Source organism: Streptomyces sp. NPDC021096 (assembly GCF_040641275.1).
In the GTDB taxonomy this organism is placed as follows: Bacteria; Actinomycetota; Actinomycetes; order Streptomycetales; family Streptomycetaceae; genus Streptomyces.
This window is the reverse complement of the sequence record NZ_JBFADG010000036.1, coordinates 31,482-47,964: the sequence shown is the minus strand read 5'-3', so window position 1 is coordinate 47,964 and position 16,483 is coordinate 31,482. Positions and strand designations below refer to the sequence as shown.

Genomic DNA, 16,483 nt, shown 5'->3' with positions numbered 1-16,483 from the left:
ATCATCATCCATCGCCTCCGCGAACGCCGGCGGCACCTCCACAGCCGGCTCCACCGGCCCGGCCTTCTCCACGACCCGCTGGATGAAACCCTCGATCCGCGCGAACGCCGACTCCGCCTCGCGCAGCGCTTCCTCGCTGTACTCGATCATCGACCGGTAATGCGGGGTGCCCAGGTAGTAGCGCAGCACGATCGGCCGCCAGTGCTTGACCATCTCCGAGACCAGCACGGAGTTGCCCAGGGACTTCGACATCTTCTCGCCGCTCATGGTCACCCACGCGTTGTGGGCCCAGTACCGGGCGAAACCGTCGCCGAAGGCCTTCGCCTGAGCGATCTCGTTCTCATGGTGCGGGAAGATCAGGTCCAGGCCGCCGCCGTGGATGTCGAAGTCCTCCCCCAGGTACTTGTGGGCCATCGCCGAGCACTCCAGGTGCCAGCCCGGCCGCCCACGGCCCCACGGCGTCTCCCACGACGGCTCACCCGGCTTGGCGGCCTTCCACATCGCGAAATCACGGGGGTCACGCTTACCCGTCTCACCCTCACCCGAAGGCTGGAGGAGGTTGTCCAGCTCCTGGTTGGACAGCTCCAGATAACCGGGGAACGAACGCACGTCGAAGTAGACGTTGCCGTCCACCGCGTAGGCGTGGCCGCGCTCGATCAGGCCCCGCATCATCTCGATCATCTCCGGCACATGGCCGGTCGCACGCGGCTCCACCGTCGGCCGCAAGCAGCCCAGCGCGTCATAGGCGGCATTGAACGCGCACTCGTTCTCGTAGCCGATCGACCACCACGGACGGCCCTGATCGACCGACTTCGCGATGATCTTGTCGTCAATGTCGGTCACATTGCGCACGAACGTCACATCGAAGCCACGGTAGGTGAACCAGCGACGCATGATGTCGAAGTTCAGACCCGAGCGAATATGCCCGATATGCGGCGCGGCCTGCACGGTCGCGCCACACAGGTAGATCGAGACACAGCCCGGGACGAGCGGGGAGAAGTCGCGGATCTGCCGGGCGCTGGTGTCGTACAGGCGAATGGTCACGGCACCAGGGTAGTGGGCCGCGAGGGGTGCCCAGGGCAAAGCCCGGCCTGCAATAAACGGAGCGAACCCTACCGATGCCCTCCGTATGCGTTCCGCATCCATGAAGCGGCGCGCTTTGCCCCTTATCTGCTTTATGCGCCGTAAATACGATCACTTCTGGTAGCTTCCCGGGCACACCTCGACTTCGGCTTTCCCGACCTCCCGGCAGCCGCCGCGGACCCAGGAGGGGCGTTGCACTCCACTCTGCCGGTACAGCAGGAGCATCCGGACCGACGCCCGCCGCCGGCCCCCGGAACGCGTCCGGCCGGGGGCGGCGGGCAGGGCGGCAGGCTGCCGGCGCTGGACGGGCTGCGGCTGTGCGCGGCGCTGATGGTCGTGACCTACCACTACGTCGCCTTCGACAGCGGCGCCTGGCCGCGGCCCGCACGGACGATCTTCCCCGTGGCACACCTGCCCGCCGCCTACGGCTGGCTCGGCGTCCAGCTGTTCTTTCTGATCAGCGGCTTCGTGATCTGCATGAGCTGCTGGGACAAGAGCGTCGGCGACTTCGCCGTCTCACGCGTCACCCGGCTCTACCCCGCCTACTGGTTCGCCGTGCTGGCCGTCACGCTCGTGGTCTCCCTCTGGCGGTCGCCGGTGAACGCGGTGCCCTCCCTGCGGAACGTCGCCGTCAACCTGACGATGCTGCAGGACCCCCTGGGAGTGGAGCCGGTCGACGGGGTCTACTGGACCCTCTGGATCGAGCTGCGCTTCTACCTCCTGTTCGCGCTCGTCCTCCACAAGGGGCTGACGTACCGGCGGGCCGTGGGCTTCTGCGCGGTCTGGGCCTTCGCCGCGGTCGTCGCGAAGGCGTCCGGCGACCGCGCGCTCGCCCTGGTCCTGATGCCGCACGACTGCTGGTACTTCATCGCGGGCATCGCCTTCTACCTGATGTACCGCTTCCGGCCCGACCCGGTGCTCTGGCTGATCGTCGTGGGCTGTCTGCTCATCGCCCAGCACGACCTGCTGGGCGCCCACGCGCGGGCGGAGGGCTACATGGGCCACCACGTCCCGCGCTGGCCGACGACGCTGCTGCTCACCCTGTTCTTCCTGGCCCTCGCGGCGATCGCGCTGGGCTGGACGCACCGCGTGAGAGGGCGCTGGCTGTCCACGGCCGGGGTGCTGACGTATCCCCTCTATCTGATCCACGAGCGCATCGGCTGGGCCGTCATCCACCGGGCCGACGGCCATCTGCCGCGCTACGTCCTGCTGCCCGCCCTGGTGGCGGCCATGCTGCTGGCCGCCTGGCTGGTGCACCGGCACGTGGAGCGCCCGCTGGCCCGGCTGCTGTCGCGCGGCCTCCAACGGGCGACGGCGCAGGCCCGGACGGCCGACAGGGAGGTACGGACCGGGTAGCGGGCAGGGAAGGGAAAACCCGGAGGAGACAACCGTCACGGCCCGCGCGAGCGCATTCTGTGTCAGCATGCCAGCGCGACGGCCCCGCATAGGATGAGCCGACAAGGCAACCGGAGAGGACGACATGCGTTTCGCCAGCCGAGGCCAACTCGATGGCGGCCGGACAGCCGTCCGACAGCAGTCCACCCCCAGACCGAGGTTGTACGTCCTGGACGGGCTCCGCCTTCTGGCGGCCCTCATGGTCGTCGCCTTCCACTACACCGCCCTGCGCGGCGGCTGGGGCCGGCCCGCTCACGAAGTCTTCCCCCACCTGGAGATCGTCACCCGCTACGGGTGGACGGGCGTGGAGGTCTTCTTCCTCATCAGCGGCTTCGTCATCTGCATGAGCACGTGGGGACGCTCGCTGGGCGACTTCGTGGTGTCACGGGCCTGCCGGATCTACCCCGCGTACTGGGTCGCGGTCCTGCTGACCGCCGGTGTCGTCGCGCTGTGGCCGCAGGTGCGCAGCGTGAAGAACTGGGACGTCGTCCTCACCAACCTCACGATGCTCCAACAGGGCATGGGCGTCTGGGACGTCGACGGCGTCTACTGGACGCTGTTCGCCGAGCTCAAGTTCTACGTGCTCTTCGCGATCGTCGTGGCGACCGGCGTGACCTACCGCAAGTGCGTGCTGTTCTGCGGCCTGTGGACGGTGGCGGCCGTCATCGCGCCCTCCGCCCACATCAAGTTGCTCGACATCTGGGCGATGCCGCTGTTCTCGCCGTACTTCGTCGCCGGCATCGCCTTCTTCCTGATGCACCGTTTCAAACCCACGGCGCTGCTGTGGGGCATCGTGGGCCTGTCCCTGCTGCTCGCCCTCCACGGGGTGCCGAAGCGGGTCGCGGACAACGCCGACGGGGTCGTCCCGACCTGGCCGGCCACGCTGATCATCGTCCTCGCCTTCGTGCTGATGGCCCTGATCGCGAACGGCGCCCTGGACCGGGTGCAGTGGCGCTGGCTGGCCACGGCGGGCGCGCTCACCTACCCGCTGTACCTGCTGCACCAGTACATCGGCATGACGATCATCTACGGGCTGCGCAGCCATGTGCCGGCCGCGCTGCTCGTCGGCGCGCTGACGGCCGTGATGCTGGGGGCCGCCTATCTGATGCACCGCTGTGTCGAGCAGCCGCTCGGCAAGCGGCTGCGCACGGCGCTGCTCAAGGGCATGGAGGAGATGCGCCGCGAGTCCGTCGCGCCCGGTGCCGGCCGCGGCCGGGGGCCCGCCGCGCTGCGCGACAGCCTGCCGCTGCTGAAAGAACCCCGCCGGTACGACCAGCCCGAGCCGGACCGCGTCGGCGCCGCCAAGTCCTCCGACGGCGCCTGAGGCGGACCCCTACAGGGAGCCGACGACCTTGCGCGCCGTGATGCGGACGACGACGCGCTCGGCGTCCTCGGCCGCAGCGGGGTTGAAGTCGGCGTAGTCCTTGCCCGTGTACTTGCGTGCGAGCTCGTTGATGAGCGCGTCGCCGCCCTCGAAGGTGATGTCGGCGGTGCCGCGCACCTCGGCGTAGGTGTAGGGCGCGTTCGGCGGGTTGATCAGGACCGTCACGCGCGGGTCGTGGCGGAGGTTCTTCTCCTTGCGCCGCCCCAGCGTCGTGGAGACGAGCAGGTCGTCACCGTCGCGCTTGATCCATGTGACGGACAGCTGGGGGCTCCCGTCGGGCTGGATGGTCGCCACGGTGGCGAAGACGGGGTTGTCGTCGATGTACTTCTTCAGATCCTCGGAGAGCTCGGCTGGCACGGTCGGGTCCTTCCGTCGCTGACATCGCGTCCAAGCGCACCGTATTCCCGGCGGCGGGGATACGGTGCGCGGACGCGCGGTGCCTTAAGCGGCGGAGGGGTAGACCAGGGCGGTGGCGATGGCCGCGAGGCCCTCCGCGCGGCCCGTGAGGCCCAGTCCGTCGGTCGTGGTGCCCGAGACGGAGACCGGGGCGCCGACGGCCGCGGAGAGGGCCTTCTGGGCCTCCTCGCGACGCTTGCCGATCTTGGGTCGGACGCCGATCACCTGAATGGCGACGTTGCCGATCTCGAAGCCGGCGGCGCGCACGATGCGGGCGGCCTCCGCCAGAAGGGTGACGCCGGCCGCGCCCGACCACTCGGGCCGGTCCGTGCCGAAGTGGGCGCCGAGGTCGCCGACGCCGGCCGCCGAGAACAGCGCGTCACAGGCGGCGTGCGCGGCGACGTCGCCGTCGGAGTGCCCGGCGAGGCCGTGGCTCGCGCCCTCCCAGAGCAGGCCCGCGCACCACAGCTCGCGGCCCTCCTCGAAGGCGTGGACGTCCGTGCCGACGCCCACCAGGGGCAGCACCGGGCGGTTGGTCTCAGAAGCCATCGTTGGCCCTCCTGCGGGCGAGTACGGCCTCGGCCAGCACCAGGTCCAGCGGCCGGGTGACCTTGAAGGCCTCTTCATGGCCGGGGACGACCACGACCTGGACGCCGAGGCGCTCGACCATGCCGGCGTCGTCCGTGGCGCCCTCGCCCTCCAGGGCGACCTTCTCGTGCGCCTCGACGAGCGTGGCGCGGTCGAAGCCCTGCGGGGTCTGGACGGCGCGCAGCAACGAGCGCTCCGGCGTGCCCACCACGGGCTCCGGCTCACCGGCGCGCTCGCCGGTGCGGGGCTCGACCTGCTTGACGGTGTCCGCGAGCGGCAGCGCCGGTACGACCGCGGGCGCGCCGGCCCGTACGGCCGCGGCGACGGCGTCGACCGTGTCGACGGGCACCAGCGGGCGTGCGGCGTCGTGGACGAGGACGGCGGTGATGTCGTCGGGGAGGGCCGCGAGGCCCAGCCGGACGGACTCCTGGCGGGTCTGCCCGCCGGGGACGACCACGACCTCGGTGCGGGTGCTGTCGCGGTCGGCGAGCGGGTACTCGTCGAGGAGGTTGCGGACCTCGGCGGCGCCGTCGGACGGGGCCACCACGACCACGAGCGAGACGGCGCGGGAAGCCGTCATGGCCCGGACCGCGTGGACGAGCATGGGGGTGCCGCTGAGGGCGCGCAGCGCCTTGGGGGCGCCCGGCCCGAGCCGTACGCCCCGGCCGGCGGCCGGAATGACGGCGGCGGTGCGCTCAGGGGGCCCCGAGGTGACGTGGGTGACCGGTGCGGCGGCTCGATCAGACATTGCGTTCGCGTTCAGGTTTGCTTCCTCGGCCGAATTGGGTATGGCCTCAGCGTGCCGGGCACGATGCCCCGACCAGCCCCTTCCGTGACGACTGGCCGGGACGGCTGCCCGGGCCCGGCACGCCAAGTACGGCGATACGGACGACAGGTACGTACAGAGCTAGAGATGCCAGAGCAGAGATGCCGCAGCGCCCGGCGGATGACTGACGTCATCGCGCGGGCACCGCGGCACTTCTATACGTCCGGTTGTGTCCGGCCTCCGGCGGCCGAAGACGTCCCCGTCCCGGCCGGACAACCGACACCTGGGTGCGTCAGGACGCGAGAACCTCGTCGAGCAGGGCCTCGGCCTTGTCCTCGTTGGTGTTCTCCGCGAGGGCCAGCTCGCTCACCAGGATCTGCCGCGCCTTGGCGAGCATGCGCTTCTCACCTGCGGAAAGACCGCGCTCACGCTCGCGGCGCCACAGGTCGCGAACGACCTCGGCGACCTTGATCACGTCGCCCGACGCGAGCTTCTCGAGATTTGCCTTGTAGCGACGGGACCAGTTCGTCGGCTCTTCCGCATACGGTGCGCGCAGCACCTCGAAGACCCGGTCAAGCCCGTCCTGGCCGACCACATCGCGAACACCGACGAACTCTGCATTGTCCGCCGGCACCCGAACCGTCAGGTCACCCTGGGCGACCTTCAGCACCAAGTAGGTCTTGTCCACGCCTTTGATCTGGCGAGTTTCGATGGCCTCGATCAGCGCGGCCCCGTGATGGGGATAGACCACGGTGTCGCCAACCTTGAACGTCATGTGACAGGTACCCCTTCCGTGGCTATCCAGTCTAACACGGGCAGAGCATGTTCTGAATGGCGTTTCCGCAGGTCAGGGCATATCTCGGGGCTTGACAACAGCAACCGGAACGTGCTGCGGGAGCCTTCCGGAAGCGGGTATTCGCAGGTCGGAGCGGTTGTCCGGGCAAGGCGAAAGCCACACGTTACACGTGTCGGACAGGCCCCGCGAGCGGCTGAACGTCCCGTTTTGCCGGGGTCCGGTCGGCGGACTTCCGGTACTCCGTTCGGGGCCCGCCCGTCTTCCCCACGGGTAATCCCGAATTGATCAAGCCCGACTTGATCAATTCCGGAACTCCTTCCCCGCCCCTTCCCTTCCTCTTCCCGCCCCGTTCCTCATCCGCCTCCGCATTCCGCGCCGATAATCCGACGCGACGGCTTCCGGGGCCTTCCCCGGGGTGCAAGATCGACCGGTGGTTCATATTCGGCCGCGCCGCCGCCGGAGGAGCGAGTTGACCATGGGGGCGGGTCGGGTGCGGCGGCCGCACGACGGCTCGGTAACCTAAGCCCGCTGACACAGACCCTTATCTCGTGCGTACCTCGTACTCGTACTTCGTCAAGGAGATGCCGCCGCCGTGAGCAGCAGCCTTCGACGCGGCGCTCTCGCCGCTTCCGCCCTCGTGCTCTCGATCGCCTCGCTCACCGCCTGCGCGGCGGGCAACAGCGCGCAGACGCTGGAGGTCAAGCCGGACAACGCCGCCACCTCGGTCGGCGACGTGAAGCTCCAGAACATCAACGTGATCACCCAGCCGAAGCAGGACGCCACCGGTCCCGCGGTGATCACCGGCCAGATCTTCAACAACGGCCGCAAGGACCAGACGCTCCGCTCGGTCAAGCTGCCCGGCAAGAACGTGGACGTGAAGCTCACGCCCGCCAAGGGCAAGTCCGGCGAGATCGTGGTGCCGGCGGGCGGTTCGGTGCTGCTGGGCGGCAAGGACAACGCGTCCGCCGTGCTGCCCAAGGGCCGTGAGGGGCTCAAGGACGGCGAGTCGCAGCCGCTGGTCTTCAACCTCAGCTCCACGGGCGACGTGAAGATCTCCGCGTTCGTCGTGCCCGCGACGAGCTACTTCAAGGAGTGGGGCCCGGAGGAGATGCCGGCCCAGAGCAAGCCGGGTGGCAAGCCCGCCAAGCCCGGCAACGGCGCCACGAGCCCGTCCGGCGCGGACGGGGGCCAGCAGAACGGCCAGACCGGCCAGCCGGCCCCGAACGGCCAGCAGAACGGCCAGAACGGCGCCGCCAACCCGGCCACGCCCGCCGCGGGCCAGCCGTCGCAGCCGGCCGGCGGCCAGCACACCGCCGGTCACTGAGAACGGGCGAGGGGCCCGGAAGCTTCGGCTTCCGGGCCCCTCCGCATATGGGCCGCGGCACGGGCCGCGGCTCGCGCGCCGCGGCCTACGGCTCGAACTTGTATCCGAGGCCGCGGACCGTGACCAGGTAGCGCGGCGCGCCCGGGTCCGGCTCGATCTTGGCGCGCAGGCGCTTGACGTGGACGTCCAGCGTCTTGGTGTCGCCCACGTAGTCGGCGCCCCAGACGCGGTCGATCAGCTGCATGCGGGTCAGCACGCGCCCGGCGTTGCGCAGCAGCATCTCCAGGAGGTCGAACTCCTTCAGGGGCAGGTCGACCTTGCCGCCGGAGACGGTGACGACGTGCCGGTCGACGTCCATGCGGACGGGGCCGGCCTCCAGCGCGGCCGGGGTGACCTCCTCCGGCTCGCCGCGGCGGCGCAGGACGGCGCGGATGCGGGCCACCAGCTCCCGGGACGAGAAGGGCTTGGTGACGTAGTCGTCGGCTCCTATTTCGAGCCCGACGACCTTGTCGATCTCGCTGTCCTTGGCCGTCACCATGATCACGGGCACGTTGGAGCGGCCGCGCAGCTGCCGGCAGACCTCGGTGCCGGGCAGGCCCGGCAGCATGAGGTCGAGCAGGACCAGGTCGGCGCCGTTGCGTTCGAACTCGTCCAGCCCGTCGGGCCCGGTGGTCGCGATGGCGACCTCGAAGCCTTCCTTGCGGAGCATGTAGGACAACGCGTCGCTGAAGGATTCTTCGTCCTCGACGACGAGCACTCGGGTCACGGGATGACCTCCGGTCGGGTCTTTGGGGTACACAGCGCGGTGGGGATATAGGCGGCGGTCTCGTCCACGGCGACGAGGGTCACGGGAGGGCCCGCCGGGACGGCCCGGCGGGAGCGGGGTTGTCGGGGAGTGCGGGGGCGGCGTACGCCTCGTCGTCGAGTTCGCCCTCGCCCTCGTCGGCCCCGGGGTCGCCGGGTCCGAGCAGCGGGCGGTTGCGTTCGCGCAGGTCGCGCTCGCGGTCGCGGACGGCACCGGCCTCGGGCAGCCGCAGGGTGAAGGTGGAGCCCTGGCCCTCGGCGCTCCAGACGCTGACCTCGCCGCCGTGCGAGGCGACCACGTGCTTGACGATGGACAGGCCCAGGCCCGTACCGCCGGTGGCGCGGGAGCGCGCGGGGTCGACGCGGTAGAAGCGCTCGAAGACGCGCTCGCGGTCCTTCTCGGAGATGCCGATGCCCTGGTCGGTGACGGCCAGCTCGATGAGGTCGCCGCCGGGTGCGGAGACGCGGCGGGCCGCGATGCCGACGCGCGTACGGGCGGGGCTGTAGTTGACGGCGTTCTCGACGAGGTTGCCGAGGGCGGCCGCGAGCTGGCCGCGGTTGCCCCAGACGTGCAGGTCGGCGGTGCCGCCGGCGGCCATGGTGATCTGTTTGGTGCCGGCCTGGTGGCGGCAGCGGTCGATGGCCTCGGCGACGAGCTCGCCGACGGGCACCGGCTCGGCGTCCTCCAGCGGGTCGTCGTTCTGCACCCGGGACAGGTCGATGAGCTCCTGCACCAGGTTGGTCAGCCGGGTCGCCTCGATCTGCATCCGGCCTGCGAAGCGGGTGACCGCCTCGGGGTCCTGGGAGGCGTCCATGACGGCCTCGGAGAGCAGGGACAGGGCGCCGACCGGCGTCTTGAGCTCATGGCTGACGTTGGCGACGAAGTCGCGGCGGACGGCCTCGATGCGGCGGGCCTCGGTGAGGTCCTCCACCAGCAGCAGCACGAGCCGGGAGCCGAGCGGGGCGACCCGGGCCGAGACCGCGAGGGCGTCGCCGCGGCCGGTGCCGCGCCGGGGCAGGTCGAGCTCGACCTGGCGTATCTCGCCGTCGCGGCGGGTGTCGCGGGCCATCTGCAGCATGGGCTCGACGGCGAGCTTGCCGCCGCGCACGAGCCCGAGGGCGTACGCGGCCGAGCTGGCCTTGACGACGGCGTCGGCCTCGTCGAGGACGACGGCGGAGGAGCGCAGCACCGACAGGACGGTGTCCACGCCGGGCGGCAGCACGGCGTCGGTGTGCAGGGAGCTGCGGGTGGGCCGGGCCTGGTCGCGCTCGCTCCAGCGGAACGCCAGCATGGCGATCACGCCGGTGCACACTCCGGCGATCGCTGCTGCTGCGGCGACGGCCGCGTCCACGTTCATGAGTCCAGGTTATGCGGGGGCGCCGACACGGCCACAGCCAAATGGGGGCCGTCTCGAACATACGTTGCCGAGAGTTCACCTTGACGTCGGTGGTGGTTCACTCCGGCGGTCGGCGGCCGTCGCGTTCCGGCCGGAACGTGGCAGTGTGAACGGGCGGAGACCCCCCGGCCACCGGTAGTACTCAAGGCGAGAGAAGGTCAGGCAATGCGGGACGCGTACCACGAGGAGCTGGATTCGATCGGCGAGGGCCTCGTCGAGATGGCCCGGCTCGTGGGCTCCGCGATCGGGCGCGCCACCACGGCGATCCTGGACGCGGACCTCAAGCTGGCGGAGTCCGTGATCGCTGCGGACACCAAGGTCGACGATCTGCAGCGGGACCTGGAGGCGCGGGCGATCGCCCTGCTGGCCCGGCAGCAGCCGGTGGCCACCGACCTGCGGATCGTCGTCACGTCGCTGCGCATGAGCGCCGACCTGGAGCGCTCCGGCGACCTCGCCCAGCACGTGGCCAAGCTGGCCCGGCTGCGCTTCCCGGAGACGGCGGTGCCGCGCGACCTGCACGCCACGATCCTGGAGATGGGCCAGCTGGCGCAGCGGCTGATGGCGAAGGCCGCCGAGGTGATCATCACCAAGGACGTGGACCTCGCGCTGCAGCTGGAGCAGGACGACGACGCGATGGACCTGCTGCACCGGGCACTGTTCCAGCACCTGATGGACGACCGCTGGCAGCACGGCATCGAGACGGCCGTCGACGTGACGCTGCTGGGCCGCTACTACGAGCGCTTCGCCGACCACGCGGTCTCGGTGGCCAAGCGCGTGGTCTACCTGGTGACGGGCGAGCACGCGGACGAGCTGACCCAGTCGGAGGGGCGGCAGGGCACGCCGGAGGCTCCGTAGCACCGGCGCCCCGCAGCGTCCTGCGTCCCGAATGCTCCAATGCGCCTCCATGCGCCCGTACATACGTACGCGAGGGGCATTGACGGTCGGCCCGGGCGGTTCTTGACTGGGTGGGAAGGCAGACACCCTTCTAGGAGGAAACCGAATGAGCGGCTGTCAGTGTGGTCCCGGGTGCTCGTGCGGCTGCCAGAGCGGCGGCTCCTGCCAATGCGGCGGCAGTTGCAGCTGACACGTCCCGCATGTCACTCACACGCAGAAAAGTCGGCCCCCGTCCGGTAGCTACCGGACGGGGGCCGACTTTCTGTGCACGTGAGTGGGGCTACTTCTTCTTGCCCTGGTTCTTCACGGCCTCGATGGCGGCCTTCGCGGCCTCCGGGTCGAGGTAGGTGCCACCCGGCTTGACCGGGCGGAAGTCGGCGTCGAGCTCGTAGGCGAGCGGGATGCCGGTGGGGATGTTCAGGCCCGCGATGTCGGCGTCGGAGATGCCGTCGAGGTGCTTGACCAGGGCGCGCAGGGAGTTGCCGTGCGCGGCGACCAGGACCGTGCGGCCGGCCAGCAGGTCCGGGACGATGCCGTCGTACCAGTACGGCAGCATGCGGACGACGACGTCCTTGAGGCACTCGGTGCGCGGGCGCAGCTCGCTGGGGATCGAGGCGTAGCGCGGGTCGTCGCTCTGCGAGAACTCGGTGCCGTCCTCGAGCGCCGGCGGCGGGGTGTCGTACGAGCGGCGCCAGAGCATGAACTGCTCCTCGCCGAACTCCGCGAGGGTCTGGGCCTTGTCCTTGCCCTGGAGGGCGCCGTAGTGGCGCTCGTTCAGCCGCCAGGAGCGGTGGACCGGGATCCAGTGGCGGTCGGCGGACTCCAGTGCGAGCTGCGCGGTGCGGATCGCGCGCTTCTGCAGGGAGGTGTGGACCACGTCGGGGAGCAGGCCGGCGTCCTTGAGCAGCTCACCGCCGCGGACTGCCTCCTTCTCGCCCTTCTCGTTGAGGTTGACGTCCACCCAGCCGGTGAACAGGTTCTTCGCGTTCCATTCGCTCTCGCCGTGGCGGAGGAGGATCAGCTTGTACGGTGCGTCGGCCATGCCCATGAGCGTAATCGACCGCCCGAGCGGCTCGCGCCCGGGACGTTTGACGGCGACCGTCAATTGATTGGCATGCACAAGATCAGCCAAGTAAGTTGCGAATCACAGGTTGGGGACTTACGCACGGGGGACAACGCATGTCGATCGCCAGCATCCGCACAGCCGCGAGGCAGAGCGTCTCGGGGCTGCCACGGGAGTTCTGGTGGCTGTGGACGTCGACGCTGATCAACCGGCTGGGTTCCTTCGTCGCCACATTTCTGGCCCTCTACCTCACCCTCGACCGCGGCTACTCCGCCTCCTACGCGGGTCTGGTCGCGGCCCTGCACGGGCTCGGCGGAGTGATCTCCTCCCTCGGTGCCGGCGTCATGGCCGACCGGTTCGGGCGGCGGCCCACGCTGCTGATCGCCCAGGTCTCGACCGCCCTCTCGGTGGCGCTCCTGGGCTTCATGCAGCAGCCCGCGACCATCGCCGCCGTCGCGTTCGTCGCGGGCATGGCCGCCAACGCCTCGCGGCCGGCCGTGCAGGCGATGATGGCCGACATCGTGCCCGCCGAGGACCGCGTCCGCGCCTTCGCCCTCAACTACTGGGCGATCAACGTCGGCTTCGCCTTCTCCTCGCTCGCGGCCGGTCTGATCGCCGAGCACAGCTACCTGATCGGCTTCCTCGGCGAGGGCGTACTGACCCTCGTCTGCGCCCTGCTGGTCTTCTGGAAGCTGCCCGAGTCCCGGCCGGAGCCGACGGACGCGGCGGGTGCCGGGGCCGGGGGCGAGCCCGCCGTCAGCCTGTGGACCGTGCTGCACGACCGGCGCTTCATGGCCGTCGTCGGCCTGTCCTTCCTGATGGCCTTCATCTTCATGCAGCACTCGGTGGCCCTGCCGGTGGCCATGGGCGCCGACGGCTTCTCGCCGGGCGACTACGGCACCGTCATCGCGGTCAACGGCGTGCTGATCGTGGCCGTGCAGATCCCCGTCACCCGTCTCCTCGAGCGCCGCGACCCGCGGGCGCTGCTGACGATCTCCGCGCTGCTCGCGGGCTACGGCTTCGGGCTCACCGCGTTCGCCGGGTCGATCGGCGTCTACATGCTGACCGTCGTCGTCTGGACCCTGGCCGAGGTCGTCAACTCCCCCACCCAGATGGGGCTCGTGGTGCGCCTGTCGCCGTCCCACGGCCGTGGCCGGTACCAGGGGATGTACACCATGTCGTGGTCCGTGGCCGCGCTGGTGGCCCCGCTGGTGGGCGGAGCGGTGATCGACCGCTTCGGGGCGGACGTGCTGTGGGGGATCTGCGCGGTGGTGGGGACCGTGGCGGCGGCGGGGTACTGGCTGCTGATGCGGGGGCTTCCGACGGATGCCGCCGAGGGGGCGGTGGCCCCGGAGCCGGCCCCCAAGGAGACGGAGCCGGCGGCGGCGTGAGGGAACGGGGCTCCGGTCACTCCTCGCGCGTCAGGCGCGTGAACGCGTCGAGGTTGCGCGTCGATTCGCCGCGCGAGGTGCGCCACGCGTACTCCTTGCGGATGGCGCTCGCGAAGCCCATCTCCAGCAGCGTGTTGAAGCTGCCGTCCGCGTGCTCCAGCACCGTGCCGAGGATCCGGTCGATCTCCTGCGGCGTCACGGCGGCCAGCGGCAGCCGGCCCACGAGGTAGACGTCGCCGAGCCGGTCGACGGCGTAGGCCAGGCCGTAGAGCTTGGTGTTGCGCTCCAGCAGCCAGCGGTGCACCGCCTCGTGGTTCTCGTCGGGGCACCGTACGACGAAGGCGTTGACCGACAGGGAGTGGTTGCCGACGACCAGGGAGACGGTGGTCGACAGCTTGCGCGTGCCGGGGAGCTTCACGACGTACGTGCCGTCGGACGGGCTCTCCCATTCGAGGCCCGCCTCGTCGAGCGTCTGCTCGACGGTGGTCTTCGCGTCAGACATGTGCCGAGCGTAGGCGACGGCGGCGCTCGCCGATCGCCGCGGTGTACACCTCGGCGGTCGCGGCGGCGGCCGCGCCCCAGCCGAAGGACTGGGCGTGCCGGGCGGCGGCCGCGCCCATGCGGTCCGCGAGCTGCGGATCCTGCGCGAAGCGGCCCAGCGCCGCGGCGTAGCCGGCCGGGTCGTGACCGTCTATCAGGAAGCCGCTGACCTCGTCGCGCACGGCCACGGGCAGGCCGCCGACGGACGCCGCGACGACGGGCGTGCCGCAGGCCTGCGCCTCGATGGCCACCAGGCCGAAGGACTCGCTGTAGGACGGCATGACCAGCACCGACGCGGCCCGGTACCAGTCGGCGAGCTGGTCCTGGCCGACCGGCGGGCGGAAGCGGACGACGTCGGCGATGCCCAGGCGGGCGGCCAGCTTCTGCAAGCCCTCGGGCTTGGCCATGCCGCTGCCGCTGGGGCCGCCGACGACCGGCACGACGATGCGCGAGCGCAGGGCGGGCTGCTGGTCCAGGAGCTCGGCGACGGCGCGCAGGAGGATGTCGGGGGCCTTGAGGGGCTGGATGCGGCCGGCGAACAGCGGGACAAGGGCGTCGGCCGGCAGGCCCAGGCGTTCGCGGGCCGCGGCCCGGCCGTCGGCGGGCCGGAAGCGGTCGAGGTTGACGCCCGGGTGGACGACGGCGACCTTGGCGGGGTCGGCCTCGTAGTGGTGGACCAGCTCCTGCGCCTCGCCGTCGGTGTTGGCGATGAGCCGGTCGGCGGCCCGGACGATCTGCGTCTCGCCGATCACGCGGGCGGCGGGCTCGGGTGTGTCGCCGGCGGCGAGGGCGGCGTTCTTGACCTTGGCCATGGTGTGCATGGCGTGGACCAGCGGCACCCCCCAGCGTTCGGCGGCGAGCCAGCCGACGTGCCCGGAGAGCCAGTAGTGGGAGTGGACGAGGTCGTAGTGGCCGGGCCGGTGGCCGGCCCACGCCTGCATCACGCCGTGCGTGAAGGCGCACAGCTGCGCCGGCAGCTCCTCCTTGGCCAGGCCCTCGTAGGGGCCGGCGTCGATGTGCCGGACGAGCACGCCGGGGGCCAGCTCGACGGTGGGCGGGAGGGCGCCGGTGGTGGCGCGGGTGAAGATCTCGACCTCGATGTTGATGTCGGCCAGTCGCTTGGCGAGCTCGACGATGTAGACGTTCATGCCGCCCGCGTCGCCCGTGCCGGGCTGGTGCAGGGGGGAGGTGTGCACGCTCAGCATCGCCACCCGGCGGGGGCGGCGGGCGGTGCCGAGGCGGCGCAGCTGGGGCTTGGGGAACGTGCCGAGCGTCCGGCCGCGGCGGGCGCCGAGCCTGGATGCGTACTGGCTCACCGTATGTCCTCCGTCTGCCGAGGGTCCGTCCCTGGGGGCACTCACCACCTGTCAACCAGTGTGAACAACGCGGAGGCGGGCTCCCCTTCCCACTTTGCCAAACAGTGACCCAGCCCTCTTTTCCGGCCTTAGCGCCTGGTCAGCGCGGCTCCGACGGCGAGCTGCGCGCCGGCCGTGACCAGGAGCGCGGTCATGGGGGCGGCCCAGCCGCCGGTGGCGCCGTGCAGGAGGCCGACGGCCAGGGGGCCGAGCGCGGCCAGGAGGTAGCCGGCCGACTGCGCCAGCGTGGACAGGGCGGTGGTCTCCGCCGGGCTGCCGCCGCTCTGTGCGATCACGGCGAGCACCAGCGGGAACGAGCACAGCCCCAGCCCCACCAGCACCGCCCATACCCAGGCCAGCGCCACGGGAGCCACCAGCAGTCCGCCGAACCCCGCGAGCATCGCCAGCGACACGGCGACGAACGCGCCGCGCAGCCGGTCCGGGCTCCCCGCCCCCTTGGTCGAGGCCAGCATCACGAACGACATGGGGATGCCCACGGCCTGGGTGAGCGCCAGCACGGCGCCCGCGCCGGACTCCGACATGCCCTGGCCGGACAGGAGCGAGGGCAGCCAGCCGACGACGGCGTAGGCGTTGAGGGCCTGGAGCCCGAAGTAGGCGGTGACCAGGACGCCCGTCCGGGTGCGGGCCACGGACCGCAGCGGGATCCGCTCGGCGGGCCCGGGGGCGCCTGGGGCGCGCGAGGGGGCGCGTACGCCCGCCCACACCGCCGTCGCCACGAGCGCGGGCAGGGCCCAGACGGCGAGCCCGAGCGAGGGCGAGCCCACCGCGTCGGCCACCGGAACGGCCACGGCGGAGGTCAGGGCCGCGCCCAGGGCCAGGGCGGTGGTGTAGAGGCCGGTGAGCAGGCCGGTGCGGTGGGGGAAGTGGGTCCGTACGAGCGTGGGCAGCAGGACGTTGCACAGGGCGAGCCCGGACATGCCGAGCACCGTGCCGGCGAGCAGCGCCCCCGTGTGCGGCACGGCCCGCACGGCGAGCCCGGCGGTCAGCGCGAGGAGCGCCAGCAGGACGGTCCGTTCGGCGCCGAACCGCCGAGCGAGGGCTCCCGTGCCGGCGCCGGCGGCGGCGAAGCAGAGGGTGGGCAGGGCGGTCAGCAGCGCGGCGCCGGTGGCCGGGAGGCCGGGCGAGACGCGCAGGGCGTCGAGCAGGGCCGAGGCGCTGCTGATGCCCAGGCGCAGGTTGAGGGCGACGAGGACCACGGCGAACGCGGTGAGCAGGCCCGCCCTGGTGCGGGTGGTGGGCACGGTGGCTGCGGGCGTCGTGGCAGTGTCGGTCATGACATCAAACGT

Annotated in this window: 16 protein-coding genes; 5 read left to right on the top strand and 11 right to left on the bottom strand. The window is 71.2% G+C overall.

Translation table 11 applies throughout. The annotated features are described in order from the left end of the window. On the bottom strand, positions 1-1,044 hold a 1,044-nt coding region (cysS, locus tag AB0G59_RS27705), incomplete at its 3' end, for a cysteine--tRNA ligase (RefSeq protein WP_360917036.1). Positions 1,045-1,275: 231 nt separating this feature from the next. Between cysS and AB0G59_RS27700 the strand changes: the two genes are divergently transcribed. Both AB0G59_RS27700 and AB0G59_RS27695 read left to right on the top strand, forming a co-directional pair. Further along, entirely contained in the window at positions 1,276-2,439 is a 1,164-nt protein-coding gene (locus AB0G59_RS27700; RefSeq protein WP_360917033.1) for an acyltransferase, read from the top strand. 124 nt (positions 2,440-2,563) lie between these two features. Further along, positions 2,564-3,802, top strand: coding sequence for an acyltransferase (locus tag AB0G59_RS27695; RefSeq protein ID WP_360917030.1), 1,239 nt, complete (start codon positions 2,564-2,566; stop codon positions 3,800-3,802). 9 nt (positions 3,803-3,811) lie between these two features. Here AB0G59_RS27695 and AB0G59_RS27690 read toward each other — a convergent pair whose 3' ends face one another. The 4 genes from AB0G59_RS27690 to AB0G59_RS27675 form a co-directional block, all read right to left on the bottom strand. After that, positions 3,812-4,219, bottom strand: coding sequence for a PPOX class F420-dependent oxidoreductase (locus AB0G59_RS27690; RefSeq protein ID WP_360917027.1), 408 nt, complete (start codon positions 4,217-4,219; stop codon positions 3,812-3,814). An 84-nt stretch (positions 4,220-4,303) separates the two neighbouring features. Then, positions 4,304-4,807 carry a 2-C-methyl-D-erythritol 2,4-cyclodiphosphate synthase gene (gene ispF / locus AB0G59_RS27685; RefSeq protein WP_071964887.1) on the bottom strand — a complete coding sequence of 168 codons (504 nt, stop codon included), beginning with the start codon at positions 4,805-4,807 and terminating at the stop codon, positions 4,304-4,306. Beyond that, a complete protein-coding gene (gene ispD / locus AB0G59_RS27680) occupies positions 4,797-5,594 on the bottom strand; it encodes a 2-C-methyl-D-erythritol 4-phosphate cytidylyltransferase (protein ID WP_360917024.1) in 798 nt (265 codons plus the stop codon). Before ispD ends, ispF begins: the two co-directional genes overlap by 11 nt. A 310-nt stretch (positions 5,595-5,904) precedes the next feature. After that, the gene (locus AB0G59_RS27675; RefSeq protein WP_003953493.1) at positions 5,905-6,387 is read right to left on the bottom strand and encodes a CarD family transcriptional regulator; all 483 of its coding nucleotides are present in this window, start codon (positions 6,385-6,387) and stop codon (positions 5,905-5,907) included. A gap of 613 nt (positions 6,388-7,000) precedes the next feature. Here AB0G59_RS27675 and AB0G59_RS27670 point away from each other — a divergent pair. After that, on the top strand, positions 7,001-7,732 hold the full coding sequence (locus tag AB0G59_RS27670) for a DUF461 domain-containing protein (RefSeq protein ID WP_360917021.1): 732 nt from the start codon (positions 7,001-7,003) through the stop codon (positions 7,730-7,732). Between the two features lie 85 nt (positions 7,733-7,817). Here the strand turns inward: AB0G59_RS27670 and AB0G59_RS27665 are convergent, their stop codons facing one another. Together AB0G59_RS27665 and AB0G59_RS27660 are read right to left on the bottom strand one after the other, a co-directional pair. Then, positions 7,818-8,498, bottom strand: coding sequence for a response regulator transcription factor (locus AB0G59_RS27665; protein WP_071965810.1), 681 nt, complete (start codon positions 8,496-8,498; stop codon positions 7,818-7,820). 79 nt (positions 8,499-8,577) lie between these two features. Further along, a complete protein-coding gene (locus AB0G59_RS27660; RefSeq protein ID WP_360917018.1) occupies positions 8,578-9,894 on the bottom strand; it encodes an ATP-binding protein in 1,317 nt (438 codons plus the stop codon). Positions 9,895-10,098: 204 nt separating this feature from the next. On the opposite strand from AB0G59_RS27660, the gene phoU reads away from it, so the two are divergent. Beyond that, on the top strand, positions 10,099-10,788 hold the full coding sequence (phoU, locus tag AB0G59_RS27655) for a phosphate signaling complex protein PhoU (protein WP_360917015.1): 690 nt from the start codon (positions 10,099-10,101) through the stop codon (positions 10,786-10,788). 319 nt (positions 10,789-11,107) lie between these two features. Here phoU and AB0G59_RS27650 read toward each other — a convergent pair whose 3' ends face one another. Continuing rightward, on the bottom strand, positions 11,108-11,869 hold the full coding sequence (locus AB0G59_RS27650) for a phosphoglyceromutase (RefSeq protein WP_360917012.1): 762 nt from the start codon (positions 11,867-11,869) through the stop codon (positions 11,108-11,110). Positions 11,870-12,006: 137 nt separating this feature from the next. Here AB0G59_RS27650 and AB0G59_RS27645 point away from each other — a divergent pair, with 137 nt between their 5' ends. Continuing rightward, a complete protein-coding gene (locus AB0G59_RS27645) occupies positions 12,007-13,281 on the top strand; it encodes an MFS transporter (RefSeq protein WP_360917008.1) in 1,275 nt (424 codons plus the stop codon). A gap of 16 nt (positions 13,282-13,297) precedes the next feature. On the opposite strand, the gene AB0G59_RS27640 is transcribed toward AB0G59_RS27645, so the two are convergent. The 3 genes from AB0G59_RS27640 to AB0G59_RS27630 form a co-directional block, all read right to left on the bottom strand. Then, positions 13,298-13,783: a YbjN domain-containing protein gene (locus AB0G59_RS27640; protein ID WP_360917006.1), complete on the bottom strand. Its 486-nt coding sequence runs from the start codon at positions 13,781-13,783 to the stop codon at positions 13,298-13,300. After that, entirely contained in the window at positions 13,776-15,137 is a 1,362-nt protein-coding gene (gene mshA, locus AB0G59_RS27635) for a D-inositol-3-phosphate glycosyltransferase (RefSeq protein ID WP_360917004.1), read from the bottom strand. Before mshA ends, AB0G59_RS27640 begins: the two co-directional genes overlap by 8 nt. Before the next feature lie 128 nt (positions 15,138-15,265). Next, positions 15,266-16,471 carry an MFS transporter gene (locus AB0G59_RS27630; RefSeq protein ID WP_360917001.1) on the bottom strand — a complete coding sequence of 402 codons (1,206 nt, stop codon included), beginning with the start codon at positions 16,469-16,471 and terminating at the stop codon, positions 15,266-15,268. Positions 16,472-16,483 lie beyond the last annotated feature (12 nt).

What these genes read in the sequence shown, in the direction of transcription:
- AB0G59_RS27695 (WP_360917030.1), top strand. Translation starts at nt 2,564, where the DNA reads ATGCGTTTCGCCAGCCGAGGCCAACTCGATGGCGGCCGGACAGCCGTC.
- ispF (WP_071964887.1), bottom strand. Translation starts at nt 4,807, where the DNA reads ATGGCTTCTGAGACCAACCGCCCGGTGCTGCCCCTGGTGGGCGTCGGC.
- ispD (WP_360917024.1), bottom strand. Translation starts at nt 5,594, where the DNA reads ATGTCTGATCGAGCCGCCGCACCGGTCACCCACGTCACCTCGGGGCCC.
- AB0G59_RS27675 (WP_003953493.1), bottom strand. Translation starts at nt 6,387, where the DNA reads ATGACGTTCAAGGTTGGCGACACCGTGGTCTATCCCCATCACGGGGCC.
- AB0G59_RS27660 (WP_360917018.1), bottom strand. Translation starts at nt 9,894, where the DNA reads ATGAACGTGGACGCGGCCGTCGCCGCAGCAGCAGCGATCGCCGGAGTG.
- phoU (WP_360917015.1), top strand. Translation starts at nt 10,099, where the DNA reads ATGCGGGACGCGTACCACGAGGAGCTGGATTCGATCGGCGAGGGCCTC.
- AB0G59_RS27650 (WP_360917012.1), bottom strand. Translation starts at nt 11,869, where the DNA reads ATGGCCGACGCACCGTACAAGCTGATCCTCCTCCGCCACGGCGAGAGC.
- AB0G59_RS27645 (WP_360917008.1), top strand. Translation starts at nt 12,007, where the DNA reads ATGTCGATCGCCAGCATCCGCACAGCCGCGAGGCAGAGCGTCTCGGGG.
- AB0G59_RS27640 (WP_360917006.1), bottom strand. Translation starts at nt 13,783, where the DNA reads ATGTCTGACGCGAAGACCACCGTCGAGCAGACGCTCGACGAGGCGGGC.
- AB0G59_RS27630 (WP_360917001.1), bottom strand. Translation starts at nt 16,471, where the DNA reads ATGACCGACACTGCCACGACGCCCGCAGCCACCGTGCCCACCACCCGC.